Source organism: Anaerovirgula multivorans (genome assembly GCF_900188145.1).
Taxonomy (GTDB): Bacteria; Bacillota; Clostridia; order Peptostreptococcales; family Natronincolaceae; genus Anaerovirgula; species Anaerovirgula multivorans.
Genome location: NZ_FZOJ01000020.1, coordinates 59,172 through 85,590, shown reverse-complemented (window position 1 = coordinate 85,590; position 26,419 = coordinate 59,172). Strand labels below are relative to the sequence as shown.

Genomic DNA, 26,419 nt, shown 5'->3' with positions numbered 1-26,419 from the left:
GAGGGTCCTGTTGCATCTACCATAGAACCTGGGTAGTTAGCCACTTCATTAGTCGTTACAATTTGTCCACCTGTTCTATCTTTTTCTAGTATCAAGGTTGACATCTTTCCTCTAGCAGCATATAGCCCTGCAGATAAACCAGCTGGACCACCTCCAATAATGATTACATCATAAATCTTTTCCATATTTTTCACTCCTCATGTATCTTTTTCATCATTCTATTATATTAACTACCTTAAAGAGGTTAGATTAATCATATTTTTGTACTTTCTATTCCGCTTTCTAATAATCTATAATCTATTTCACTAAAATCTTCTAATATAGACTCAGTCCATTTAGGCATTTTTTTCATTTCCATAAATTTCTTTGCTGTATGAATGCTGTCTTCAATAATCATTAGCGAATGCATCTTCATTGTATGTGGTTGATCTGAAATTAGAATACTTTTATAAGGAGTTTCATTTGGCTTTATGCTACCAGATAAAGGATGCGTTAATAGTTCATGTCCTTTATGTATAAAATCTCTTGTAATAGCTAAAACATCCATGTAAGTTCCTTCGATAAATGTAACTTTGTAATTTTCGTTATATTTTTGACAAACCTTCGGATTGTTAGTAATGATGTTGATTTTATTCAAAGCTTACCCTCCATTTTGTACATTTGTACAATCTTTTATAGTTTATGTAAATATGCTATTTTCATGTATATTTGAATTGCTTAAATATACATGAAAATAGGCAAAACAAAAACAGAGGTAATTTATGTCAACGCCCTGTTGCCACAAATTACCTCTGTTGATTTACCTGAGAGTTTCTTTCTATATACAGAAATTGCTCCTTCGGTGCTTTTTATAAGCTTTCCAGAGAACTGTCCAAACACGGTCCTTTTGCCTGAGATATTCACTAAAAAATGGCGAATTTCTTAGCTTCCTCCTTCGGCGCCCAATAAGTTTAATTTCTTTAAACTATTGAGTCTCTCCCGCATCCTTCTTCCAGCAATGTATATTTAATTTTTAAATAGTTTACAGTTTATGTATAAAAATCCTTTATCTAAATTCATTATAATAAGAAACGTTTTCATAATCAACTGTTTTTTAAAAAACTATCTTATATTTTTTGTGAAATATTTAAGAAAAGCAGTGTTAACATTGTAAAATACCTAATCATTTATAATTTCTATTGTCAATTTAACAAAACTTTTCTTTAGGTCTTTAAGAATTGTTCTATTCTTAAATGGGATAAAAAATTGCTAAAGTGCCAGGGCCTGCATGGGCCCCAATGGTACAACCTATTTCAGTTAAAAGAATTTCTTTAGGATTCAACTCTCTCTTTACTATTTCCATCAATTCTTCTGCTTTTTCTGGATTATTAGCATGAGCAATTGCTACGGTTTTATTTGAGAAATCTCCCCCTCTTTCCTTCGCTAGTTCCACCATTTTTCCTATTATCTTTTTACTACCCCTGACCTTATCTAAAGACTCTACTAAACCATCTACTACTGTTAATATTGGTTTCACATTTAAAATAGTGGCTATAGTAGCCTTCATTGGATTCAATCTTCCACCTTTTTTTAAGTACTCTAAAGTATCTACTGTAAAAATATGATCAACTTTAGATTTCATTGTTGTTAGCTTTTCAATAATTTCTTCTATATTCTTTTCTTCTTTAACCATTTTTGCAGCTTCATATACAAAAAATCCTCCACCAAAACATAAACCCATTGTATCAAATACATGAATTTTATCATTATCTAATTCATTTTTTGCTAATAATGCCCCCTGGTGGGTACCACTAGCTTTTGAAGAACCATTGATGCAGATAATTTCTTTCCCCTCTTCCAAAACCTCTTTGAACACCTCCATAAATCTATTTGGAGTAACTTGTGATGTTTTGGGAAGTTCTTTTACTTGGGTTAGTTTATTATAAAATTCTTCTCCAGTTAGATCAATACCATCACGATATTCACCGTCTTCGAAATTAATCGTCAATGGGACCACAATAATATTATACTCATCAACGAGATATTTAGGAATATCCGTCATACTATCAGTTACTATTTGAATCTTAGCCATGTTAAACCTCCTCTGAAAAAATTAACATGCAATATATTAAAAGCTGTCTATTATAAGTAGATCTGCTCCATCAACTTTTCTTCTCTATCGCATTTCAGGATAATCCCATTGCCTTAGTACTTCATATGCAACAATAGCGGCTGAATTAGATAGATTTAAGGATCGAGCCTTTTCTATATTTAGCATTGGAATTCTAATACATCTATCCTTGTTTTGCTGAAGAATTTCCTTGGGTATACCTGCTGTTTCTTTTCCAAACATAATATATACTTCATCTTCATAGGTTACATCACTATGGGCTTTCTCAGCTTTGGTAGTTGCATAATAAACAGCTGCATTCTGATTTTTTTCTAAAAATTCTTGGTAATCATTGTAGTATCTAAAATCTAAAAGCTCCCAATAGTCTAAACCAGCTCTTTTAACAGCCTTTTCATCTAAAGAAAATCCTGTGGGACCAATAATATGTAATGGAGCACCAGTTATAACGCAAGTTCTTGCAATATTCCCGGTATTTTGTGGAATTTCTGGTTCTAATAATACAAGGTGTAGTGTCATTTTTATCCTCCTACTTCTAATAATAGTGTATGACCTAGAGTGATCTATAAGTATATTATTACATCATATATTTCTTTTATATCATATATTATATAATTTTCCATACTAGGTTTAAATACATTTCTTTAAATTAAATATAAATACTTAGACATGAACCTTCTACGATTAAAATTATAGGATTCCGTCTTGAAGACAAACATTCTAATAAGACTTAAATGAAAAAATATTGCCAATGCATCTCACGAATGAATTCACGAGTATTCCCGACAATTACATAAAATTTCATAAATTTGGAATATTAGTATCAGTGTCCTCCACTTTCTATTAAGCTTGTTATCATTCTATATTTTATTGGGAGAGAAGGTAAAAGTGAATCGTACATATTTAATAGTTATTATCGTTATTTTATTTATTTTAGTTTTTTCTTTAATACACTATTTAGATCTAACGAAAATTTTGTCTTTTGAAAATTTGAAAAGCTATAAAATTCTCCTAAAAAACTTTGTGCATAATCATTACTTCGTCTCTCTTCTTTCTTATATAGTCATTTATATCATTATTGCTACATTAGGAGTACCCGTAGCTATTATATTATCTCTTCTAGGCGGTTTTCTATTTGGTGTGTCAAAGGCTGTACTATTTATTAATATTAGTGCTACAATAGGTGCAACCATTACTTTCCTATTATCTAGGCATTATATTGGTAGCTGGGTTCAAAACAAGTATAAAAAAAATTTATCGTCATTTAATAAATCATTACAAGAGAATGGTAAGTATTATCTCTTATCCATAAGATTGGTCCCAGTTTTTCCTTTTATTTTAATTAATCTTCTTTGTGGATTAACGAATATATCCACCAAAGATTTTATTTGGACTACATCTATTGGTATAATCCCTAGCTCCATTATCTATGCATATGCAGGAGTAAATCTAGTGGGTATTGAATCACCAAAAGAAGTTTTAACCAACGGAAATATATTGGCTTTTATTCTATTAAGTCTATTAGCGTTAACCCCTATAATACTTAAAAAACTGAAAATCACAGATGAAAAGAAATAAAGTTCCAGCTATTAACTGGAACTTGTACTACAATCTATTTGAAGCCATTAGCAACTTTGTGAACTGCTCAATATCAGAAGTAGGTGTATTACAAGCAAAGTTTTCGCAGACATAAGCAGTTGGTTGATCCTCTATCATTCCTTGTTTTTCTATGAAAGGTACTATTTCATATATTTGAGATTTATTATTATTTAAAACAACTGAATAGAATCCGCCCTCCTCAGAAGTCATATCCCTCAAGACATAAATGAAAGTTTTTTCTATTATATCTTTATACAACTCTTTACCAGTTGCTTGATAGACTTCTATATATGCAGTAGCCAACAGAGCATTATCATACAACATTTTTTCAAAATGGGTCACCAACCACTTTTCATCTACAGAATATCTAGCAAAGCCAAAGCCTATGTGATCAAAAATACCTCCTCTATATATCGAAGACAATGTTTTTTCTGCAATCGTTAATGTCCTTTCCTTACCTGTTGCCTTCCAATATTTCAAAAGAAAAGAAACATTATGGGGTGTGGGGAACTTGGGCTTCGTACCAAAGCCTCCATAAACAGAATTAAAAAAATGAGAAAATTCATTATAGGTTTCATGAACTATATCCTTACTAATTGTCTCTTTTGAAGTTGCCTCTAATGATTTTTTTACAGTCTCAAGTATTTCTTTACTGGTTTCAACTAATTGTTCTTTATTATTTCTCCAGATACCTTCTACTCTGGTTAATATATTGATTAATCCTAGGTGCCCATATTTGTTTCTCTTTGGGAAATAGGTTCCTGTATAAAATGGTTTTTTTTCTGGTATCATGAAAATAGTTAATGGCCAGCCTCCCTGCCCCGTCAAGGCTTGGCAAACCGTCATATAAATATTATCAATGTCCAGTCTTTCTTCTCTATCTACTTTAATACATATAAAATACTCATTTAAAATATCTGCTACCTCTTGGTCCTCAAAAGACTCTCGCTCCATCACATGACACCAATGACAGGTTGAATAGCCAATGGAAAGAAATATAGACTTATCCTAGGCTTTTGCTTTTTCAAATGCCTCTTGGCCCCATGGAAACCAGTCAACAGGATTATTAGCATGTTGTAAAAGATAAAAGGACTTTTCATGGATTAATCTATTGGATTCTCTATTATTAGTCATAAGGCATCAACTCCTAGTTTTATTTATAATCTTCTAAACTTATTTACCTTATTGTATTTTCTCCGATTATATCCGCCATATTCTTTTGGAATAATATTTTAATGCTATATGTAAGATTAGCTTGACATTTAAATTAACTAGAGCTATATTTATAATGTAAGGTAAACATTACAGGAGGGATTGTTTTTGAAAAACCGATTAAAAGAATTGCGTGAATCTCTTGAACTTACTCAAGAACAATTAGGTCAGCTTGTAGGAGTTTCAAGACAAGCAATTAATGCCATTGAAACAGAAAAATATGAGCCATCTATATGGTTAGCTTATGATATTAGCAAAATATTTAATTATTCCATAGAAGAGATTTTCCTTTTTGAAGAAAGTGAAAGAAAATCTAGAGCACAACAAAGTAGAGGTGTAATTTAAATGGCAATAAGACAAATTAGACTCTTTGATGATGAAATACTAAGAAAAAAGAGCAAAATTGTTGAAGTAATAGATGACAGAATAAGACAAATACTAAATGATATGGCTGATACGATGTATAGTACAGAAAATGGTGGAGGATTAGCAGCACCACAAATAGGTATACTAAAACGATTGGTTGTTATAGATATGGGCCAAGGTCTTATAAAATTAGTCAATCCAATGATAATCAGTCACGAAGGATACCAAGAAGTTATAGAAGGATGTCTAAGCATTCCCAATAGGTATGGAAAACTAAAAAGACCCGCAAAGGTAACTGTGCAAGCATTAAATGAAAATGGTAAGAAGATTATATTGACAGGCACAGGCGATTTAGCAAAATGTTTCTGTCATGAAATTGACCATCTAGAAGGTATTCTTTTTACTGATTTAGTTACTGAGTATATAAAATAATATTACTCTACAAAGTCGATTAAATTATTGGTTCAACTAACCGAATTGCCACCAATGGCAACAAGCCTACTATGACCAACGCTAGGAATACCCAATAGATAGGAAGATAGGTTTATCTTCGGCTTTCGCTTTCTGAAAAGCCTCTTCACTCCAAGGAAACCAATCAACAGGATTGTATGCATGTTGCATCAAATATGGAGACTTTTCATTGGCTAATCTATTTGTTGAGTTTCTTTTTTATAAATAAATTTACTTTTTCAACAGTCTCAATTCTTTTTCTTCCATAGATTTAGTTTTAGATAAAATCGTTAAGTGATTTGTCCAGCTTATTTGTGTCACCAGTGGTGACACAAATTCATTATCTTTATAAGTTTCATAGAATTGCTTCATCCGATAAAGCCTTCGTCTATTAAAACCTTTGATTTTAGGGTAATTGCTTTTAATGAAATCAGCAAGCTCGTCAACAATTGAATCTCCCCATTCTGCAGCGGCTACTTTTTGGCTGATATATTGTCCAACATTCCAATAAAGCATAATCAATTCTTCGTTGGCTTTCTTGATAGCATTATTTCTTGCATTATCTATCAAAGCTACTATTTCATCAAAACTTTTCATTTTTTCATTGGTTTCCATGGATTTACCCCAAATTCACAAATTAGAGCAATTATAAATGCCACATATTTACAGTAATATATATTTTATTATATCAGTCTTGGGATTATATTACAATTCAATCAGACGAACAAACTCTCTTATCAAAACTTTATAAAAGATTTATACCTTACTATTAAAAAACTCCTCAAAGTATACACTGAGAGGATTACTTTTTTAAATAAATTTGCAGTTAATAGGTTACATGACAACAATGACAACAAATATTTATACCTAAGAATACCCAATCGAAAGAAATATAGGCTTATCCTCATTTTTAGCTTTCTCAAACGCCTCATTGCCCCACGCAGATTATAAGGATGTTGCAACAAATAAGGGCTCTTTTCATTGATCAAACGATTGGGTCTTTTATTATTAGGTATAACACTATCTCCTTTCATACTGTATTTTAATTAAGACTGTTGCAAAACGAACTATTTAGTTCGTTTTGCAACAGCCCCCAAGGGTTGCATTAAATTGTGCTAACTCACCTGATATTGGGTGCCAGACCCCTAATTCTTATTTTAGAACTCCTACTTCTTTATAATATTTAATTGCACCATCATGTAGTGGAAGTCCCGCTAAGTCTGTAACTGCATCTTCTATTTTTAAGTTTTTTAATGCATTATTAGATTGTTTTAAAGTATCTATATTTTCCCAAAAGGATTTTGTTAAATCATATACTACATCCTCTGGAATATCTGCAGTTGTAAATATTGCCATCTTTATTGCGGTAGTTGTTATATCTTGTTCTTGCCCATCATAAGTTCCTGCTGGAATAGTATACTTTGCATACCAAGGATATTGTTCTTGTAATTTAGTAATTACATCCTCTTCAATGGAAATCAATTTACCATCTGCAGTAGTAGTAATTTCTGTAACTGCAGCAGTAGGTAATCCTGCCATAATCCAAGCACCATCTAATTGCTTATTTCTCATAAGATCGATTGCTTCAGTAAAACCAATAAATTGTACTTTTAATCCATCTGGATAACTAACACCTGCTTCAGTTAAATGTAGTTTAGTTTCTACTTCTGTGGTACTTCCTGGTGCACCCGAAGCAAAATTTTTCCCTGCTATATCCTTTAAGCTATTAATATTTGATTCTTTTTTTACAACTACTTGATTTGGATTGTAGTATAGCCCAGAAATCACTCTTAGTTTTTCATTAGGCCTTCCTTCAAAGGTTGCTTCCCCTTTATAAGACTGATACATTACACTAGTTACAGCCATACTTACTTGAGCTTCCCCACTTTGTAGTAGGTTTAAATTATCTATCCCTCCATTGGAAGCTTGTGCACTAGCTTTTACATAGTTTAAATCATTACTCCACAAGTTCGCTATAGATGATCCCAAGGGATAAAGTGCTCCTGTGGTTGCTGCAGTTGGAATATTAATTGTTACTGTTTCTTTTCCTCCAGTCTCTTTTGAAGCCTGACTTTCATTTGTTTTTGCAGCGCATCCTGATAAAATCATCATAGATGCTAGGATTAATAACAATACTTTTTTCATTTAACATTTCCTCCTCATTTTTTGATTTATATTCTAAATTGTTAAAGCATGCTCTTTACTTCTCATTTGTATAATCGTAATGATTATTAATACAATAATCCCCAAAATATCTGTTTGCAGCTTTGGATCAATAGCAAAAAGTCCAACGATAATCAACAAGATTCTAGTAATATTAGAGCATTCTTTAATCAACATTCCCTCTGTTCCTGCTGCTAAACAAATCACCCCAATAGAAGCAGTAAGCAATGTTCTAATTGTCAATAACAGGGATATATCCTCTACACTACCAATTAATAAAAGAGGATTATTTAAGAAGAAGAATGGCAGAATAAACCCTGTAATACCTAATTTAATGGCAGTCAGTGACGTCTTGGTTTGGTCTGATTTAGCTATACCTGCTGCTACATAAGAACTCATCGCTACTGGCGGCGTGATATTCGATAAACAAGCATAAATTAAGCAGAACATATGTGCAGCCATTGGCGTTGCACCTACATTAATTAGTACAGGTACTGCTACTGCTGCCACAATAACATATGCAGCTACACCTGGAACACCCATCCCTAAGATTATGCTCATAATCATTACCATAAATCCGCCTAAGAAAAGTTGACCTTCTCCTACGACTTCTAAAACCACATAACCAAAGTTTAATCCCAGGCTGGTTAAAGAAACGGTTCCAATAATAAGACCAATCAATACACATGATACTCCTACTCCAATAGCACCTCTTGCACCTTCTGCTGTTGCCATCATAATGGTCTTTAAATCCATTCTGGTTTCTTTTCTAAACCAAGATGATATTAATGTAGAAAAAATAGCAGCAACTGCTGAAAACAGTGGTGTATATCCCAACATCATCATTCCGATTAATACCACTAGAGGAATAATTAAATGACCTCTTTCTTTTATCACCTCTAAAGCATTTGGAATATTTTCCTTTGAAAGTCCTTTAAGTCCTAATTTTTTTGCTTCTAGATGGACAGAAACTATAATTCCTAAGTAATATAAAAAAGCTGGTAAAAAGGCAGCAATCATTACTTGTGTATAATTTATTCCTAAAAATTCTGCCATAACAAACCCTACAGCTCCCATGATTGGTGGTGCAAATTGTCCTCCAGTAGATGCTACTGCCTCTACTGCTGCTGCAAATTCAGCTTTATATCCTGTTCTTTTCATTAAGGGTATTGTGATAGTTCCAGTAGTGGCTACATTGGCAATAGCACTACCATTAATCATCCCCAAAAGGGCACTTGCAAGTACCGCAACCTTTGCTGGGCCTCCAGGAGAACGTCCTACTAAGGTTAGTGCTATATCGTTAATAAACTGACTAAATCCACTGTACTTTAAGAAGCTTCCAAAAATAACAAAGATAAATATATAAGTGGCACTAACACCTATACCTACACCAAAGATTCCTTGACTTCCCCAGAACATATGACTTAACACTCTTTTTAAAGTAAATCCAGAATGTCCTAAGGAGCCTGGTACAAATTTTCCAAACCAATTAAACAATAAAAAAATTACTGCTAAAATAGCTAGATTTTGACTCGTCCTTCTTCCTGCCTCTAATACTAAGATAATACCTAACCCAGCTATGATTAAATCAGTTTGATTTAAAAATCCACCTGACATAGCTACTCTTTGATAGTTTAAAACCAAATATCCAAAAACAAGGACCGTTAAGAATATTAACAAACCATCTTGAATAGGTATAAATTTTCTTTTCCTTTTCTCTGTACTATAACCTGGATAGAGTAAGAAAGTAAATAGCATTAAAAACATCGCATGATAAGCTCTTAAAGTAATGGCATCCATCATTCCTAAAGTATTAAAATACAGTTGAAAAATTGTCCATCCGATTAAAAGAATCGTTACGCCTATACTAAAGAAACCATTATAGTTTCTAATACGCATATCTGCATCTTTTTCCTCTAATAGCTTCTGAGCATCTCTTTCTATTTCATTTAAGTCCTTTTTCTCTAGTGCGCTCAAGAAAAAACCATCCTTTCTTTTTATAAGTTATGAATTTTATTTTTTGAAAATAGTTACCTACATAAAATCCCTCCCTTTAGATGCCCCCAAAATGTGTAGAAAATATGCTAGATGCTACAGGAAAAGCTGAAGTCATGGATGATTTTTTCATTTAAAAATCCCTTTAAAATTTATTTGCTAATTTTACAATAAAAAAACAGACTATTCTCCCCACTGGAGCGAATAGTCTGTTCGCGGTACCATCCAAATTTATATCTCATTTAAATAACGGCATTAAACCGGCTGGGCTTAATCTCCTTAGATTTCAGCCTGCAACTCAAGGGTGAATTTCAACAACCATAGCTTATGGGCTTTCACCTTTCCCCACTCTCTTTAAAGCATTTGTATTTGTTTACTTATCCCTATCACTGTTTTATAATTATTCAATTATTAAGTATAATTAAGTTATCATATTTTTCAACCAATGTCAACTATGTAGCAATAGCAGACATTGGGACAGGGATTTGTCTGTTATGCCTTTTCAACCATAAACTTGCTTACTCCTGTTACTCTCACAAGTTGCCTTATTGTAACACCATTTATCGTTTTCAAATCACTCAATATCTTATTCATTTTTTGCCTTTCCAACAAATGAAGAAAGCCTTTTTCTACTCCGTATTTTTCTTCAATTAGATTAATTATCTCTTCATCCGCAATCCTATGTCTTTCTTCATAATCTAAACAAATATCTTTGTTAACTTCATTCATATAGGTTTCGAATCTCTACTTTGCTATTTGTTTTTCTTTAGCAAACAATTTTAATATGAATTCAGTATCTATAATATTCTGTTTATCAATATATTCATGATAACTACTCCATTTATATCCTTTTACTGTATTTGTTATACCAGCCTTAACAGGATTCTGGTGTATATATCTTAATACTGTTATCAAGTACGCTTCGTTTTCTACAACTTCACTTTTATACCGTTCCTGAAATAGATGTCCAAAACGATCATATTTCCAATTATACCAATATACAAAACTAGAGCATATTCTTTGCATTGAAAGTGATATCCCTTTTCTCCCCTCTCTCAACAATAAATGAACATGATTTCCCATTAAGCAATATCCTCAAAGCTCAAATCCACCTTTTTCTTTACTTTGCTGTATTGTTTCAATAAATTTGACGCAATCCTCATCGTCTCCAAATATTGTTTGCCTGTTTATTCCCCTAATCATGATATGATAAATTCCTGTTTTACTCTTTTTCCGTGCTTACCTTGGCATATCAACCACCTCATGAAAATTCTATCACACCTCGTCTTACCAGACAAGTCCCTGTCCTCTTGTCTGTTCCTTGTCTGTTTTTTGCCTTTTCTCTTAACAAAAACTTCTTCAGTCTAAGAAAACCAGTCCACAGGGTTAATATGAAGATACATAACATTACAATTTAATTTGATAATTTAATCTGTTAGGTCTATAATAATATCTGTATTTAAAATATAAATTCAACAAAAAGGGGGGGATTGCATAATGGACAGTATTCATAAAAATGATACCTATAATACATTATCCCATTGGCAAAACTTTAGACTTAAACTCTTAGTGCAGGGTATTATTGTAGGTATATTTTCTGGATTCTTGATAGTATTTTATAGAATCGCATTAGAAAAAGCTGAAGAATTAAGACCTTTCATTTTGAGTCTTGCTGTTCCAAAATATATACTTATACCTATATGGCTTTTATTTTTGATAATTTTAGCCTATATTGTTGGAGTATTAATTAAGAAGGAACCTTTAATAAGCGGAAGTGGAATACCTCAAGTAGAAGGTGTTCTTCTTAGAAAGATTAATATGAATTGGTTATCTGTTATTATTACAAAGTTTATTGGTGGAGTTATTTCCATAGGAGCAGGTTTATCATTGGGAAGAGAAGGCCCTTCTATACAGCTTGGCGCTACAATGGGACAAGGAGTCAGTAAGATTTTCAAGAGAATTAAAATTGAAGAGAAATATTTAATTACCAGTGGAGCTTCTGCAGGACTTGCTGCTGCCTTTAATGCACCTTTAGCTGGAGTAATGTTTGCTCTTGAAGAAGTTCATAAGCATTTTTCTCCTCTTATACTATTATCAGCAATGTCCGCCTCACTAACAGCAGATTTTATTTCAAAACATTTCTTTGGTTTAAAACCTGTTTTTACCTTTAACAATGTTTTACCTTTACCTCTTGAATCTTATGGCTATATTGTTTTTCTTGGGATTATTGTAGGAGTTTTCGGAGCTGTATTTAACTCTTCTCTACTAAAAACTCAAGATATTTATGCGAAGCAAAAATGGCTTCCAGTTAAATTTAGACCAATGATTCCCTTCTTAGTTGCAGGTTTGTTAGCTTTTACTTTTCCTCAAGTTCTAGGAGGAGGACATTCACTAATAGATTCATTGATTAACGACAACCTCACCATAAAAATGTTGTTAATAATTCTTTCTATTAAGTTTATATTTTCCATGATAAGCTATGGTTCAGGAGCCCCTGGAGGAATATTTTTCCCCCTCCTAGTGCTAGGCGCTTTAACTGGTGCTGTTTATGGTAATATATTAGTTCATTTCTTTGGCTTTAATACTGAATATATCAATAACTTTATTATCCTTGCAATGGCAGGATATTTTACTGCTATTGTCAGAGCACCTATTACAGGTAGTATTTTAATTACTGAAATGACTGGTTCATTTTCTCACTTACTTTCTCTAAGCATAATATCTCTTGTAGCTTATGTAGTTGCAGACTTATTAAAATCAGAGCCTATCTACGAATCTTTATTAGAAAGACTGCTAAAAAACAATGGTATAGATGAGTTCATTGGAGATAGTAGAAACAAAATCGTATTGGAAGTATCCATATGTATAGATTCTAAGATGGATGGTAAAGCAATAAAAGAACTTAAATTGCCTAGTAATTGTTTACTTGTTGGTATAAAAAGAGGAGTAAAGGAGCTTATCCCTAAAGGAAATACAATAATTTACTCTGGAGATTATCTGCATGTTTTAGTAAATGAAAATGAGGCAGCCTCTACTAAGGAACAACTATTAGAAATGAGTGGAAAACCAATTCTATAATTAAGTATAAGTTACAACCCTACTTCAACCAATACTGTGGAAATAGGGTTGTAAACTTTTTATCGCTCTACTTAAAAAGGTTCTGTGTCCTAAATCACTCATACCATACTCACAAATCATCCCAAGGATCATGTCGGTAGCTTTTTGCATGTCATCTTTTGTTCCTGTGATCAGGATTACCAATATTGAATTTAATAGGCATCTATTAATCGAAAGAGCCGCTGATATAAATTCAGCAGCTCTTTGTTTCACCCTGTATAAGCGACTAATACGAAATCGTAGATTTCGGTCATCTGCTTATACAGTATATTCATATTCTCCGTTTTCCTTCATCTTGAAAAAATCAGAATATTCGATGTCAAAGATATCTTTATCTATATGAGAAATATTGATTTTATTTTTGATCAAATAGGTCAAGACCCCGCAGTAGGAGATATCTCCTTGAAGGATGGCACCATATATGACGCCGTCTTTACAAATCACTTTTTTATAATTATTCTTATAATGTTGAAGCATCACCGTAAAACTGTCATCAGGAGCCTCTGTTAGTCCAAGGGAAACCGTCTGCAATTCTAGGAAATTAAGGGAGTTTTTCAACCCAAAAGAATCCTCCAATCGCTTTTCGGTCCCCGTCATATTATAGGCTGCCACGGTTCCCTGTTTGACTGCTATTGGCCATATGGGGCTGGTGCTACACACATCCCCTGCCCCATAGACATCTTTTACATTAGTCATACACCTGTCATTGATAAGGATCCCTCTGTCCATCTTGATGGTGTCTTTTTCTATAAAGTCGATGTTAGGTCGAATACCAGTTGCAGCAATAATCATTTCACAGTTGATACGTCTACCCTCCTGCAGCTTTACTGCCTTAACCCAATTCTCTTCATCCAGCTCCACCTCCTGTAGGCCTATCCCCGTATAGAAGGTCACACCCTTCATCTTCAACAGTTTCTCGTAGTTGGAGGCTGCAAGCTTATCAAGCTGCATGGGCAGTATTCGATCCCCTACCTCTACTACAGTAACATGAAGACCGTGCTTGATCAGCCCCATGACTGCATCGATTCCTACAAGACCTGCACCCAGTACCAGTACATCCTTTACCTTTTTGACTCTTTCAGTAATAGCAAGGGCATCCTCCAAATTTCTTAAAGGATATACCCCTTTTCCTTCCCGCAAATTACTGATTGGAGGAATAAAAGCATGGGCCCCTGTAGCGATCAGTAATTTATCATAGGATAATATATTTCCATTTTCCAGTTGTACTGTTTTTTCCCCTACCTTCAGCTTTTGTACCCGGGTTTCCTTTATCCACGATATGTTGTATCTGGAGAAAAAATCATCTCCCGCAAAGTTCAATTCCTCTACACTCTTCTCTCCTCCCATCATATGATGCAGCATGCATCTTGAATAAATCCTGTTATCCGCAGATACAACCGTAATCTCTCCGTTTGGATCCAGCTCTCGTAAAGTTTTGCCACAGCTGATTCCTGCTGCACTGGCGCCCAAAATCAAATACTTCATGCTTGGTTCCCCCCTTCTATATACAAACAGCCGGTAGGACAGTTCTCAACACACCTAGGCATTTCCCGATCCATGCACATGTCACATTTTACAACCACCTTCTTTCCCACATCATCTGGCTTCAACACCCCATAGGAACATGCCATAACACACATGAAGCAGGAGGCACATTTATTTTCATCATAGGCCACTTTTCCTGTCTCATTGTCTTTCGTCATAGCCCCACTCATACAGGTATATACACACTCAGGTTCATCACAATGTCTACAAAATATAGGTACGGGACGTCTCTCTTTATCCAGCCCTATATGGTTTCTGCTTTCATTCTTTAAATCTTCAAGATCCAAATCATATATACTCTTGCCCTTCTCATTGTGTTCTGCCATACAGGCAAGCCCACAATTTAGGCAGCCCATACACAGATCTCTTTGAATCATAATTCTTCTCATAATATCATCCCCTTTATCTGCCTTTTCCTTACCCATCATTACAGTCCATTTATATCAAGCCAAGACCTTTTCTTCTGTCCAAAATAATTTCTTCTAAGACCTCTGCCGCCTTTGCTGGTTCATCTTCCAGAATCAATCTGCCTCCCGTTAACTCCGGCAGTTTCTCGGTTAACACTTCTGTCACCAGTTTGCTTCCTGTAATGAATGGTGGAATCGCTAAATGCAGCGGTAAACCTAGAGCCAAGCCAAAAGCTCCATCTGCTAAAGCCTGTTCCTCCAACCATTGAGGAGCCGATAAAACCAGCGGCAGTTGGGGAATATCAATATTCAGTGCTTCTGCAAGCTCTGTGGCAACAATTTCAAGTCTTCCAATGGCAAGACATGGTCCAAAATTCAATACCGGTGGAATCCCTAAAGCTTCACATACGACTCTTAAATTATCCCCTGCAAAAGCAGCTGCCTTCGGTGACATCAATCCTACATTTTCAAGTCCTCCACTGGAGCAACCTGCAGATAGTACAATAATATCCCGTTTAATCAGCTCCTTTGTCAGCTCCACAGTAAATACGTCATGCCCTAATGCTGTCAGATTGGAACATCCCACTACTGCAGCCACACCCTTAATTTTTCCTTCAGCAATCAAATCCAGAAGCGGCTTCCACGTATTCCCCAAGAATTCCTTTAATGATTTTTCACTCACACCAGTAATCACATCATCATGGCCGTGGTCTTTTGGAATGTCTAGTACTACTTTGCTTCTTCTGTTTTTATAGCTGTTTAATGCTTTTTCGATGATATACTCGGATATTTCTTCATCTCTATCCATCGTAAAGGGAATATGCTCTGCATTGGATTTTTTCGCTACATCGTCTAAACAGATCATATCCACCATAAACTCGTTGGCTATGGGTTCTATTCCGGGTAAAGTGCAGTTAAACTCAGAGACAATTAAATCAATGGCGCCAGTAGAAATCACGGTTTCACTGGTAAAGTTATTACCTGCATGACCTGAAAATACTTCTTGGTAATGCTCACCCCTCAGCTGAAGGTCTTGCCCTACACAGGTACAACCTACCAGTCTGAAGCCCTTTCCCCCTGCCTCCTCTGCCGTCTTTTTCATATCTTCATCAGTTAAACGGTCTTGAAGATGAGCGATAACCGAATGCTGATGCCCGGTAATCATAATATTGATGTAATTCTCATCAATAACCTTTAAACCTACTGATGCCTTTCGGATAACAGGCTCCCCTAACATGACGTCATTCAATAGATTGGTCAGGGTAAGTCCGTAAAGTCCCGTGGAGATTCCTAAATTGAGACTGTGCAGCAGCATATCTACCGGATCGCTGCTTAAATTGGTGGATGTTTTTACAATGGCATCAAACACTTCAGATTTTGCACCGCCGGGAAGTATGTTCAAGGCCTTCCACTTTTCAAGCCTTGGCTTATAGGCCATCTTTTCAACCAATTCCATCTTTTCACTTCTGGCCTTGTATAGATCCTGCAGCACCTTTTCTGCAACTTTTATGGCCTTTTCATATACATCCTCAGAGTCAATTCCAAATAGCAACGCCAAATCATGAAGAACCTTTTCTCCTTTGATTTTTCCTTTGCGTTCTCCTACTGCTTTTAAGTTCCTGGCTGTATTTTCCACAACATGAAGATAACAGGCAGCACCACTTGCAACTGCCCTTAAAAAGTTTCTAGCTACAATCGTGTCTGCCGTAGCACCACACACTCCCTTTGGTGACTTGGGTGTAATTCTACAGGGACCGTTGGCACAAAGTCTGCAGCACACCCCTTGCTGCCCAAAACCGCATTTTATCTTTTGATGATCCACTCTGTTAAAGGATGTTTCAACCTCCTTTCCCGCTATGTAGCTTTCCAATCTCTTGTCAGCTGATTTACAAACATACATAAAAAAACTCCTCCTTTACTCTACTATTTTAGTGTAGTTTTGTTTTTTTATAAAAGTATACTGTTTTTGTATACTTTTGAACAAATATTAACTTTTACGCTTACGTTGCAAAGTGAACCAATTATTCCTTTTCCATAAGGTTTTTGAAGTTGACGCTTTCTAATTCTCTAAGCAATGTCTCTCGCACATTGTCTAACGCCTTATGAACAGTACATGTATTTGTCCTATTCAAATTGCAGTAGGCTGCATCATAAAGGCACCTATTAACACAGATAGGACCATCAATCGCTTCCACCACATCCTTTAGTGTTATGTTTTCCGGTGTCTTGTTTAATGCATATCCACCGTTAATCCCTCTATAGGCCTTTATGACACCTGCTTTCGTCAGCTTTCTTAATATCTTCAGTGCAAACCTGAAGGGAATTCTTTCACTTTCGGAAATGGTTTTAGCCTCTATACAATTGTCTATTCCAGCCTTTGATAAAAACAAAACAATTCTTAAAGCATAATCTGTCTCTTGAGTTATTTTCATAAAGTCACTCCAGTAAGTTTTATATATAAAGTATACTCTTTTAGTATACTTTATATAATATTATTTTAACTTTGAATTGTCAATATTTTCATAAATTAAATTTGATAAAAAATGATGCACCACAAAAGTGCTAGGTACTTTATTCGCCTTTGAACTAATTTTATATTAGCCCGAAATACTTTGTTTTGACTTATTTATTCGACACAAGACTCAATAACTACCTCCATCATCCCTCCACAGACCATGCCCTCATCTTCAACAATCTGACCTGTCATGTCTATGGGCTGAACCATATATCCCCGGTTTCTAATTACATCACGGGCGATATGAATGATCTCTCCTTCGCTACACCCACCACCAATACTACCCAGCGTCTTCCCATACGGCCACACAAGCATTTTAGCTCCTGCTTTTCTCGGAACCGAACCTTTTGTGGAAACTACTGTAACAACGGCTTTAGGATCATTCTCTCCTTTGCTCAGTTCCTCCAATACTATCCTGTCAAGCTCCGGCCAATTCATTTTTGGAGATTTAGCACTTAACGACATCGTGCCGCCAAGCCTTCTATAGCTAATAACTTGCGCTATAATGGAAATCGCTATCTCATCAGGGGTAATGGCACCTATCGCCAACCCGATAGGTGCATTCATCTTGTTCAGCATCTCTTGAGAGTACCCTTCACTGAGTAATTGCTCTTTTACACTTTTAACTCGTCGTTTGGAACCAATCATTCCAATATATGCAGCATTATATTTCAACACCTGTCTAAGACAATCGATATCGTGTCGATGTCCCCTAGTTACAATGACAACAAAGGTTGACTCATTTATACGAAACAGATTAAAGCACTTTTCGAAGCTCTCACAAATCACCCTTTCAGCATCGGGAAATCTTTCCTTGTTAGCAAATGAAGGGCGATCGTCGATAACAGTAACTAAGAATCCTAACCTAGCACCGAATTCAGCTAAAGGTTTTGCAATATGTCCTCCACCTAAAACAATGAGGCGGGGTTCCGGAAAGTAAGGCTCAATTAAATATGTTTTCTTACCCGGGTCTTTATCAAACTGAAGGTTTCCGGATTCCAAAGCATACTGAGCCTTTTGGAAAATTACTTCATCCAGATTATGTATACAATTTTGAAGGCCCATCTCCCCCTCCGTGAGCAAAGTTTTCTCTAGAAAAGAATTACTTTCACTGTCTTTATCACTCATGATTGTCACCACAACAGCTTTTTTTCCTGCATCCAATTCATTGATCAAGTTTCTATAGATGCTAGCATTCATTATCTTTCACCTCCAAATGTGTAGATATGATATGACCTCTTCTTACAATAATAACATAACTGTTATGATTCATTTTAACATAGTCAGCCAAGTTGTCAAAAGACGGAATCGCATTTACTACGTCAGCTGTATTAACCCTTTCAAGGGTTCTGGATTAAGGTACTACATTTATAGATTTATTATAATATTGAAAAATGCTACCATGTTATATCTGGTAGCACTTTCTTAGTATAAAAAACTCGTTCCAATTCTTATGTCAACACCATTACGATTCCCTTGCTTTATATTTTAAAAACATGTAAAACTGGTGTTTTTAGAATCGACCAATGATAACATCAGATTCATCAAGGATGCCAGCATTCACCAGTGCACGCTGATAAGACGTAGATTCTCGGGACATTCGGACTGTTGCACCCGAAATTCCATCAATAGAGTCCTGTACTGTACGGGTTGCACCAGATTCAACATCAATACCAAACTGATTTTGCTCGTTAATACCACCTGCGTAACGAGGAATAGACCAATCAATTAAGGATGTCTTTTCCGTTGCATCTTGACCTTTAAGTGATGCTTCGATGGCTCGATAATTTCCTTCCCATCCACCCAAACCAAAGTACCCATATTCAACTGACATCGGTTGAGGTTGACCTCCATCGAACTCAACTCCTAGTACTTCTAAAAATGTTTGTATAGAAGATTCTTTTGTGACTCCTTCCAATGTTCCAAAACTGTTCACCACATGAGACCATGGGCTGATATCAAAAATAGTTTTATCATCTAAAGGATCCCACTCAGATGGCTTTAATAAACCACCACTAGAAGTTCTAATTGTCGGAACAATTATATCATTTCCTATTGTCATATCAGCAACAGGTGTATCGAAATCGAAGTCCTTGGCAAACTTCATTTCAAACTGATATCGTGTAATCGGATCTACTATAGCAACCGCTGTAGTTCCTACAGAATCAACTACAACAGCATAGAAAGACATCATATCCGCAGTGTAAACTGTAAACATGGAGTCTCCCACTTTATAGTCTTCTCCAGGTACTGCTGGTGTAGGATCTACTGAAAAATCTACATCAACGTACGCATTTCCACTTTGACGAGTGGTCCAGAACCCGTCCTTTTTCACAAAAAAGCGCATTTTTGCATCTTTAATAATCCCATTCTCATCCAGCTCTAAGATGGTTTCTATGTACTGATCGGTGTCTTCGAAGGTAGTACCGTTTGCTTCTCCTCGCCATGAGTAACCAACATATCTCCCTGCAAATGAAGCATCACCTGTTTCTGCGGGTGCGCAGCCTGACATAACAATTAATAAAGATAAGATTTGCACAAAAAATAGGGTGCTTATTAATCTTTTTCTCATTAAATAATATCTCCTCTCTTAATTCTAATAACTTAAAACCTTTCCACTTGTGGCTTGATTTTAGTGTTAATAACAACAATCAATAGAAAAAAACACGATAATAATGGTACTACTTAGTCTTTTTAAAGACAATGCCTTTTATTCTATTTTCTAAAAAATCTACAAAATTTTTAATAAGCTTTTTATAAAATTATAGAAAAATGATACTATTATAGCCTAGGAGGGTTTGACATGAATAAAAAGAAATGGATTCAAAGTCTATTTATTATTTTTTTGATATGTAGTGTGTATTATAATTATCAGCAATATCAAAAATAGATTATGTTAGATAGCGAAAATAACAGAGGGATAACTAGCACCCCTCTGTTTCTTTTAGCCAAAAACTTTATCTTTATATTTTTCCAGCATATTCATCAAAGGATAACCTAGACCATAGCAAGCAATTAGCTGTCCAAGTCCAACCCAACCCATAATAGCCAGTAACGGCATCTCATCAGGGGTTCCTAAGAAGATATAATACAACATAGCACCAATGATAACAGCATTTACTATAGTAGGTGGTATTGGCACCAATATCTTTCTGGGCATCTTATAGGAAAGATAAGCTGCTATTAATGTTGCTAAGCTTCCAAATACAATGTCCATCATGCCGTAGGGTCCTATAATATTAGAAACCAATACACCAATGGTTAATCCAGGTATGGCTGCTGGTGTAAAAAAAGGAAGAATTGTTAATGCTTCCGCTACCCTAACCTGTATCATCCCATAGGCAAAGGGCTTAAAGACCTCCACTAGTACCACGTAGATCGCCGCAATCATAGCAGCCTGAGTTAAAAATTTTGTTCTTTTCATTTATTTTCCTCCAAATCCATAGTTTTATTTATAGTCAGGATGGTTTCGAACTGACTACTGCATTTTCATAGTATATCATAGTTTATAAAATCATTGCAAATACTAATTTTTTTAAAAATACTTAATCATATTTTCTATGCTTTTTCAAAATTAGATTAGCAAAAGATTAGCAGTTTTTCTCTATATAAAATCATGAAATAGGCTGGGTTAATACCCAGCCTAAAGAAAATAAATCCAAATCATCAAGTCACAACCACCTATGGTCAGCAATCAAGAAAACAAGTTTGATTCTCTACATGTTTACTCGATAAACTTCATTGTTGGAACCTAATTTCTAGAAATCTATTCTTTACCCCTCCATAGCTTTTATAATTAGTTATTAAAGCTATTATTTCAATCTTTAATCTATTAATACTTCAGTAACTTCTTTACATTATATATATATCTGTCCGCACACATAAGCATCATCTATTGCATTATGTGCATTCTCTAAAGGTATATTTAATTTTTTGGCAACCGTACCTAGTTTATGATTCTTTAGATTTGGAAAATACTTTCTACTAAGACTCAGCGTATCTGAAACTTGATTAGTGTATGTTATTGGTGCTGTAATATTTTTGTCCGCAACAGGTACTAAATTGTCCCTTTGATTGTTTTTGTTTAAACGTTGTCAACAACTCCGTCCCCTTGACATGTACGTCCCCTTGACATGTATACGTCCCCTTGACATGTATAAAACTATTTTTTTATAATAGGTACAAACAATAGCACTATTACTTCATATATTATAGCCACTAGAGCTAAAATAAACAATGTATATATCCATCCTTTATTCAATACTACCGATATTATATATACAATTATTAAACTTATAACCCCAAATACAATTAGGGTATAGTACGGTATATTTATATACCCTCCACATTCCTTACATTCATATTTATACCTTGGATCAAGAAACAACTTCTTCCATAATGAAATTGTCTTTTTATCACAGTGAGGACACTTAAACATCATACATTTCTTTCCCCCTTTTAAAATTAGTCATATTGCCATTCCTTTACCGCCTTTTGTCTCCAATACCCTCCTTGTATTTCAACAACTTGTGGATTATAAACGTATAGTGTTTTTAGATCCGCTTTTATATATATTGTTGTTGTAGTTATAGTTAGACTTTTATCTTCTGTCGAATTTACTACAACTTTAAAATCACCTTCAGTTATGCTTGGATTAGCTAGGCTCTGTGCCAATTGAGCAGTATCCCATACTTTCCATTTATTAATTGGAACAGGAATGTCTCCTATCGAAGTTACTCCTAATTCTTGAAGACCTTCTTTACTAAAAAGCTTTAAATTGTTCTTAACAGGATCAGATGCTGAAATAGCTTTACTAAACGTAAATCCATATGGAAAAGGTGCATATCCTGAAAGATATGAGGCTATATATAGTCCTTTAGTACCTTCTCTCCATTCATTACTTGATGTGATAGATGTAACGTATGTTTTTGTAACTGTCGCTACCTTATCACTACTGTAATTATATTCTTCTATTAATACTCCATTTGAATCTGTCATATCGTACTTTCCATTATAATTAGCCTGTTGCCGTATTGCCATCATCGCTCTCATTACTGCATCCATGCCTAAATTATCGCCTATCGCTTCATATCTTTTATATTCATACTTTAATGCAATCATAGCAACATAATCAGCTTTTGATAGGATACTCTCATCCTGCTCATCAATACCCATAATATTACTCGTCCCCTTATCATTCGCCACTTTAGGTTTAATATTCACTTTACCCCTCGCTGCTTCAGTAGTTGCATCAGCTTTTGCATACTTTCCTCTTCCTAAAAGCCTATCTTGAAACTCTGACCAATTTCTACCCGCATCTGCAACTCCTACTGCTGTAGCTGTAACTGCGCCTATGGTTAGTGTCCCTCTTTTTACTGTTGTACAGGCATCTTTCCATTCTTTTTTCAGCTTATCTAGTATTCTTTCTTTTCTCTCTTTCCCATCTTTTACTTTTTTATCTATGATTTGTTTTCCTTTGTCTTTTACTGCATTTTCCCCTTTGTTCACAGCTTTCTTTACAGAGTTTATACTTCTAGGGTTTATAACTCTAGGGATTGCTGCTACTGCTCTTTGGGTGATTTGTTTAGCTTGCTTTGTTCCTGCATTTACTACTTTAGGTACTGCTGCTTGGGCTCTTTGTACTTTTTTGTTTATACTTCCTAGGCTTAACAATTTTTTCCTCCTTTTATCTTTAGTATGCAGATATTATATATTAAGTGCTTTAGGCTTTTCTATTAATTTCATAAAGTCATCTTCACTTATTATAAGGATATTGTCACCTTTCTTGATTAAATTTTCAGCTTTTATATGCTTGCTACTTTTCCCTTTTTCTCCAACTACACGAACATCTTGCATCCCTACTACAAGTATAGACGTATTTTTATTAACACCGTTTTCCACTTTGCAACCAACACTAGCTGCTAATTTAGCCGCTTCTGACCTAACCATCTGTAAAGCTCCTGTAAATACAATTGTTTCACCAAATAAATGGCCGTCTGGATTACCTTCGAGAGTAAGTGCAGAAGAATCTCTTAAAGAAGGATATTTTATAGACTTCTCTACTCTATTAAACCATTCTTCAAGGCTGCTATTAGTTTTTTCTATAGCTTTGCATAGTATTTTCCCACATGCTATTGCATCTTCAAGAGCATCATGGTGCTTAAATTGTATGTCTAAATGTTTTGCTATGTTTTTAAGTCCATAGCCTTTGTAAGCAAACTCTTCCCAACTTCTTCTACTTACCTTCGCTGTATCAAGCCAATTAGTTTCAAATATAGGAATATTATATTTTTCACATGCTCTATTAATAGCTATTTTGTCAAATGGCATATGATGGACTACAATGGAATTCTCTAGTTTATACTTGATTAAATTATAAACTTCAGGAAATGTTTTAGAATTTTTAACCATGTCTTTAGATATGCTGTGAATCGAGATATTAATTGGGTCGAAGTAATCTTCTGGGTTTATTAATTCAACCCAAGTATCAACTACTTTTCCATTTTCAAATTTTGCAATCCCTATTTGACAAATACTTGAGTAATCTACATTAGCTGTTTCTATGTCAAGTGAAAAAAACATCATTATTCACTACCTCCTAAAAATATTATTATTCTATACTATTTGCTATTAATTGACTTATTCCTTCATTCAAATTTAGACAAAAAATAAAAAACAGGCTGAGAATTAACCCAGCCTTTCTGAAGTCTTTATTAATCTATTTAATTCTTCGTTGCCATAAACTGTTTCAAGTAACTCAAGGTATTTGCCTCTGTCGATAGCTAGAAATAAAGCAGGTAGATATTTTTCAAAAAACTGTGCTTGTGACATATCCAAGTGCTCCAGCATTTTATCAGTTATCTCTTTCAATTCTGGAGTTACCTGAGCTTGTAGTCTAGGATTATTTGCTTTAGCCAAAATATCTACCTCCTTTTACCCTCTGTATAAGCCTTTATAGCAATCAACAGGGCGATAACACTAGTGAATAATGAAATATATTTAATCATTATATTTCCCTCCCAGTATAAGATTATTTTTTCTTTTTTATGCTATAATATATATAAAGGTATTATATAGGGGAGCTGAACCTCCCCCATACCTCACTTTTTCTTTTTCTTAGAACTCGCCTTCGTGGTCGAGTTCTTTTTGCTTTCTTTGACTGTTTTAAGGGCTATTATTGCTGTTGCTAGGTTAAGTACTGATACTGCAAACCCTATCCAGTCATCTAATTCTTTCAATTTCCTCACCTCCTAATTATATCATACTCAATATATTGAGTAATGTCAACTATTTTTATCCATCTTTTAGAAAAAAACTTTACAAAAAATAAAAAAAAGGTAGAAATTAATCTACCCTTCATGACCAACCAAATCTTTTCCTTCTGCTAGATATCTTTTTAGATATTCAACCGCATCCTCTATCATTTTATCTAGCTGTTCTTTTGAATACAGCACTCTAAGTATCCATGGAAGCACCTCGTAAATCCGCTCGACAACATGGTTATATTTCAAATCCCCAGTTCCATTTCCATACCGCTTCTCCGCTTCTGTAACAAGGGCTAGGACTACTTTTCTTACAAAATCTGTCTTGCCTTTTTTGTAAAGTAGTAAGCTTATTACCACATCAACATATCCTACTTAACTTCGATTGATGTTATTCCAACTTTAATATTTTTTATCCAATAAAAAAAGGGTAGTTTTTTCTACCCTATCATTTCTACTTATTTTTGTATTCATTGATTAAATCCTTTTCTCCTCTTTCAATTAATTTTCTTGTCATTAGCCCTCCTATGGCTCCACCATAATAGCCTAATATTCGAGAGGATAGATTTCCTTTATCCATGCCTATTTCGCTAGAAATTTCTAAACGACTACTTATTTTTCCTACTTCCTTTAATTTATTAATTTTTTTATCCATTCTAACACCACCTCAATTTTATTTTTTGTAGTAATTGCTATAGAATACAAGGCAATATAAGGTTTTATAGATATTTTTAAGAATTTTAAAAGTAACAATAGTATGCTATAATCGGATTAGAATAAATATAAACAATGCCAAGAATAAATAATACTTTCTTGAGGAGGACCAAAATGAATAAAGTGCAAGTTATCACTGATAGTACTGCTGATCTTTCCTTAGAAATTATTCAGGAAAAAAACATTGCAGTTGTTCCACTCTATGTTGTCTTTGGAGAGAATACATATAAAGATGGTGTTGAAATATCTACTGTAGAATTATACAAAAAAGTTAACGAAACTGGAGAGCTTCCTAAAACATCATCACCCACACCAGCAGATTTCCATAACGTCTTTAAGTCTTATGTTGATGAAGGAAAAGATGTTCTTTATATAGGATTATCATCCCAGTTATCTGCTACAATACAAAACGCAAAAATTGCAGCCATGGAATTTCCAAAGGGAAAGATACACATCATTGACTCTCTTAATTTATCCGCTGGCATCGGTCTGTTAGCTTTACAGGCTGTTGATTATGCTGAAGCAAACATGCAGGTTGAAGAAATTGCTGTGAAAATTAGAGAAATGATTCCCAAAATGCAAACTTTTTTTGCTATTGATACGCTAGAATATCTTCAAAAGGGTGGAAGATGCTCTTCTATTCAAAGCTTTATTGGCAACATGTTAAAAATAAGACCTATACTAAAAGTAATTAATGGAAAAATTGTTCTTTATCAAAAAACTAGAGGTAAAAGAGAAAAAACATTTAATACCTTATTAGAGGAGATTTTAAAGGATAAAGAAAGCATACAAAAAAATAGAATGATTGTTATTCATTCTCTTGCCTCTGAGGATTTAATCTACCTAAAGCAACAGCTAGTAACAGCACTAGACGTTAAAGAAATAATCACATTAGAGGCTGGATGTGTAATCTCCAGCCACTGTGGACCAAAAACTGTGGGAATTATGTACGCTGTTACATAATAGT

The 26,419-nt window shown here is 34.5% G+C and carries 29 protein-coding genes, 2 pseudogenes, 2 riboswitches and 1 other annotated feature; of the genes and pseudogenes, 5 read left to right on the top strand and 26 right to left on the bottom strand.

All coding sequences use genetic code 11. The features are described from left to right. The 4 genes from CHB72_RS17300 to CHB72_RS17285 all read right to left on the bottom strand — a co-directional run. Positions 1-185: NAD(P)/FAD-dependent oxidoreductase (locus CHB72_RS17300; RefSeq protein ID WP_141131476.1), on the bottom strand; the 185-nt coding region annotated here is incomplete at its 3' end. Between the two features lie 68 nt (positions 186-253). Continuing rightward, positions 254-637: a GrdX family protein gene (locus CHB72_RS17295; protein WP_089284126.1), complete on the bottom strand. Its 384-nt coding sequence runs from the start codon at positions 635-637 to the stop codon at positions 254-256. Between the two features lie 152 nt (positions 638-789). Then, positions 790-865, bottom strand: a riboswitch (glycine riboswitch). A 3-nt stretch (positions 866-868) separates the two neighbouring features. Further along, positions 869-991, bottom strand: a riboswitch (glycine riboswitch). A 237-nt stretch (positions 992-1,228) separates the two neighbouring features. Then, a complete protein-coding gene (locus tag CHB72_RS17290; protein ID WP_089284125.1) occupies positions 1,229-2,071 on the bottom strand; it encodes a DegV family protein in 843 nt (280 codons plus the stop codon). Positions 2,072-2,155: 84 nt separating this feature from the next. Then, complete coding sequence (locus CHB72_RS17285) at positions 2,156-2,626, bottom strand: tRNA (cytidine(34)-2'-O)-methyltransferase (protein ID WP_089284124.1); 471 nt, start codon at positions 2,624-2,626, stop codon at positions 2,156-2,158. 369 nt (positions 2,627-2,995) lie between these two features. Here CHB72_RS17285 and CHB72_RS17280 point away from each other — a divergent pair, with 369 nt between their 5' ends. Continuing rightward, positions 2,996-3,685, top strand: coding sequence for a TVP38/TMEM64 family protein (locus tag CHB72_RS17280; RefSeq protein WP_176431437.1), 690 nt, complete (start codon positions 2,996-2,998; stop codon positions 3,683-3,685). Between the two features lie 27 nt (positions 3,686-3,712). On the opposite strand, the pseudogene CHB72_RS17275 reads toward CHB72_RS17280, so the two are convergent. Beyond that, positions 3,713-4,840, bottom strand: a pseudogene (locus CHB72_RS17275) (thioredoxin domain-containing protein). A 186-nt stretch (positions 4,841-5,026) separates the two neighbouring features. Here CHB72_RS17275 and CHB72_RS17265 point away from each other — a divergent pair. Both CHB72_RS17265 and def read left to right on the top strand, forming a co-directional pair. Further along, positions 5,027-5,263 carry a helix-turn-helix transcriptional regulator gene (locus tag CHB72_RS17265; RefSeq protein ID WP_089284120.1) on the top strand — a complete coding sequence of 79 codons (237 nt, stop codon included), beginning with the start codon at positions 5,027-5,029 and terminating at the stop codon, positions 5,261-5,263. Then, the gene (gene def, locus CHB72_RS17260) at positions 5,264-5,716 is read left to right on the top strand and encodes a peptide deformylase (protein ID WP_089284119.1); all 453 of its coding nucleotides are present in this window, start codon (positions 5,264-5,266) and stop codon (positions 5,714-5,716) included. Between the two features lie 81 nt (positions 5,717-5,797). On the opposite strand, the pseudogene CHB72_RS17255 reads toward def, so the two are convergent. The 6 genes and pseudogenes from CHB72_RS17255 to CHB72_RS27430 form a co-directional block, all read right to left on the bottom strand. Next, positions 5,798-5,929, bottom strand: a pseudogene (locus tag CHB72_RS17255) (DUF255 domain-containing protein); the annotation flags it as partial. Positions 5,930-5,965: 36 nt separating this feature from the next. Further along, entirely contained in the window at positions 5,966-6,349 is a 384-nt protein-coding gene (locus CHB72_RS17250; RefSeq protein ID WP_089284117.1) for a DUF1016 N-terminal domain-containing protein, read from the bottom strand. A 537-nt stretch (positions 6,350-6,886) separates the two neighbouring features. After that, positions 6,887-7,879 carry a TAXI family TRAP transporter solute-binding subunit gene (locus CHB72_RS17240; protein ID WP_089284116.1) on the bottom strand — a complete coding sequence of 331 codons (993 nt, stop codon included), beginning with the start codon at positions 7,877-7,879 and terminating at the stop codon, positions 6,887-6,889. Positions 7,880-7,912: 33 nt separating this feature from the next. Further along, entirely contained in the window at positions 7,913-9,874 is a 1,962-nt protein-coding gene (locus tag CHB72_RS17235; RefSeq protein ID WP_242975176.1) for a TRAP transporter permease, read from the bottom strand. A gap of 211 nt (positions 9,875-10,085) precedes the next feature. Next, positions 10,086-10,291, bottom strand: a binding site (T-box leader). Between the two features lie 93 nt (positions 10,292-10,384). Continuing rightward, complete coding sequence (locus tag CHB72_RS27435) at positions 10,385-10,621, bottom strand: hypothetical protein (protein WP_242975175.1); 237 nt, start codon at positions 10,619-10,621, stop codon at positions 10,385-10,387. 15 nt (positions 10,622-10,636) lie between these two features. After that, positions 10,637-10,975 (bottom strand): transposase, encoded by a 339-nt coding sequence (locus tag CHB72_RS27430; protein WP_242975174.1) that lies wholly within the window; start codon positions 10,973-10,975, stop codon positions 10,637-10,639. Positions 10,976-11,389: 414 nt separating this feature from the next. Here CHB72_RS27430 and CHB72_RS17225 point away from each other — a divergent pair, with 414 nt between their 5' ends. Then, the gene (locus CHB72_RS17225; RefSeq protein ID WP_089284115.1) at positions 11,390-12,970 is read left to right on the top strand and encodes a ClC family H(+)/Cl(-) exchange transporter; all 1,581 of its coding nucleotides are present in this window, start codon (positions 11,390-11,392) and stop codon (positions 12,968-12,970) included. 297 nt (positions 12,971-13,267) lie between these two features. On the opposite strand, the gene CHB72_RS17220 is transcribed toward CHB72_RS17225, so the two are convergent. From CHB72_RS17220 to CHB72_RS17155, 15 genes are all read right to left on the bottom strand, one after another. After that, the gene (locus tag CHB72_RS17220; RefSeq protein WP_089284114.1) at positions 13,268-14,494 is read right to left on the bottom strand and encodes an NAD(P)/FAD-dependent oxidoreductase; all 1,227 of its coding nucleotides are present in this window, start codon (positions 14,492-14,494) and stop codon (positions 13,268-13,270) included. Further along, positions 14,491-14,943, bottom strand: coding sequence for a 4Fe-4S dicluster domain-containing protein (locus CHB72_RS17215; protein WP_089284132.1), 453 nt, complete (start codon positions 14,941-14,943; stop codon positions 14,491-14,493). The genes CHB72_RS17220 and CHB72_RS17215 overlap by 4 nt, the downstream gene beginning before the upstream one ends. A 49-nt stretch (positions 14,944-14,992) precedes the next feature. Next, complete coding sequence (cooS, locus tag CHB72_RS17210; RefSeq protein WP_089284113.1) at positions 14,993-16,861, bottom strand: anaerobic carbon-monoxide dehydrogenase catalytic subunit; 1,869 nt, start codon at positions 16,859-16,861, stop codon at positions 14,993-14,995. A 121-nt stretch (positions 16,862-16,982) separates the two neighbouring features. After that, complete coding sequence (locus tag CHB72_RS17205; protein ID WP_089284112.1) at positions 16,983-17,393, bottom strand: RrF2 family transcriptional regulator; 411 nt, start codon at positions 17,391-17,393, stop codon at positions 16,983-16,985. A gap of 194 nt (positions 17,394-17,587) precedes the next feature. Beyond that, the gene (locus tag CHB72_RS17200) at positions 17,588-18,676 is read right to left on the bottom strand and encodes an XdhC family protein (protein WP_089284111.1); all 1,089 of its coding nucleotides are present in this window, start codon (positions 18,674-18,676) and stop codon (positions 17,588-17,590) included. 313 nt (positions 18,677-18,989) lie between these two features. Beyond that, positions 18,990-19,988 carry a hypothetical protein gene (locus CHB72_RS17195; protein WP_242975173.1) on the bottom strand — a complete coding sequence of 333 codons (999 nt, stop codon included), beginning with the start codon at positions 19,986-19,988 and terminating at the stop codon, positions 18,990-18,992. A 432-nt stretch (positions 19,989-20,420) separates the two neighbouring features. Next, positions 20,421-20,900 (bottom strand): QueT transporter family protein, encoded by a 480-nt coding sequence (locus tag CHB72_RS17190; RefSeq protein WP_089284109.1) that lies wholly within the window; start codon positions 20,898-20,900, stop codon positions 20,421-20,423. Positions 20,901-21,333: 433 nt separating this feature from the next. After that, positions 21,334-21,501, bottom strand: coding sequence for a 3'-5' exonuclease (locus CHB72_RS28315; protein ID WP_408606577.1), 168 nt, complete (start codon positions 21,499-21,501; stop codon positions 21,334-21,336). Positions 21,502-21,638: 137 nt separating this feature from the next. Continuing rightward, positions 21,639-21,917 carry a hypothetical protein gene (locus CHB72_RS17180; protein WP_089284108.1) on the bottom strand — a complete coding sequence of 93 codons (279 nt, stop codon included), beginning with the start codon at positions 21,915-21,917 and terminating at the stop codon, positions 21,639-21,641. Between the two features lie 23 nt (positions 21,918-21,940). After that, positions 21,941-23,149, bottom strand: coding sequence for a hypothetical protein (locus CHB72_RS17175; protein ID WP_089284107.1), 1,209 nt, complete (start codon positions 23,147-23,149; stop codon positions 21,941-21,943). Between the two features lie 33 nt (positions 23,150-23,182). After that, positions 23,183-24,061 carry an exonuclease domain-containing protein gene (locus CHB72_RS17170; protein WP_089284106.1) on the bottom strand — a complete coding sequence of 293 codons (879 nt, stop codon included), beginning with the start codon at positions 24,059-24,061 and terminating at the stop codon, positions 23,183-23,185. Between the two features lie 102 nt (positions 24,062-24,163). Further along, positions 24,164-24,394, bottom strand: a complete 231-nt coding sequence (locus CHB72_RS17165; protein WP_089284105.1) for a hypothetical protein — start codon at positions 24,392-24,394, stop codon at positions 24,164-24,166. A 182-nt stretch (positions 24,395-24,576) separates the two neighbouring features. Continuing rightward, the gene (locus CHB72_RS26685; RefSeq protein WP_176431436.1) at positions 24,577-24,714 is read right to left on the bottom strand and encodes a hypothetical protein; all 138 of its coding nucleotides are present in this window, start codon (positions 24,712-24,714) and stop codon (positions 24,577-24,579) included. A 111-nt stretch (positions 24,715-24,825) separates the two neighbouring features. Continuing rightward, positions 24,826-25,098, bottom strand: coding sequence for a hypothetical protein (locus CHB72_RS17160; RefSeq protein ID WP_089284104.1), 273 nt, complete (start codon positions 25,096-25,098; stop codon positions 24,826-24,828). A gap of 94 nt (positions 25,099-25,192) precedes the next feature. After that, positions 25,193-25,393 (bottom strand): small, acid-soluble spore protein, alpha/beta type, encoded by a 201-nt coding sequence (locus CHB72_RS17155; protein WP_089284103.1) that lies wholly within the window; start codon positions 25,391-25,393, stop codon positions 25,193-25,195. Between the two features lie 173 nt (positions 25,394-25,566). On the opposite strand from CHB72_RS17155, the gene CHB72_RS17150 reads away from it, so the two are divergent. Beyond that, on the top strand, positions 25,567-26,415 hold the full coding sequence (locus tag CHB72_RS17150) for a DegV family protein (protein WP_089284102.1): 849 nt from the start codon (positions 25,567-25,569) through the stop codon (positions 26,413-26,415). The last annotated feature ends 4 nt before the right edge of the window (positions 26,416-26,419 follow it).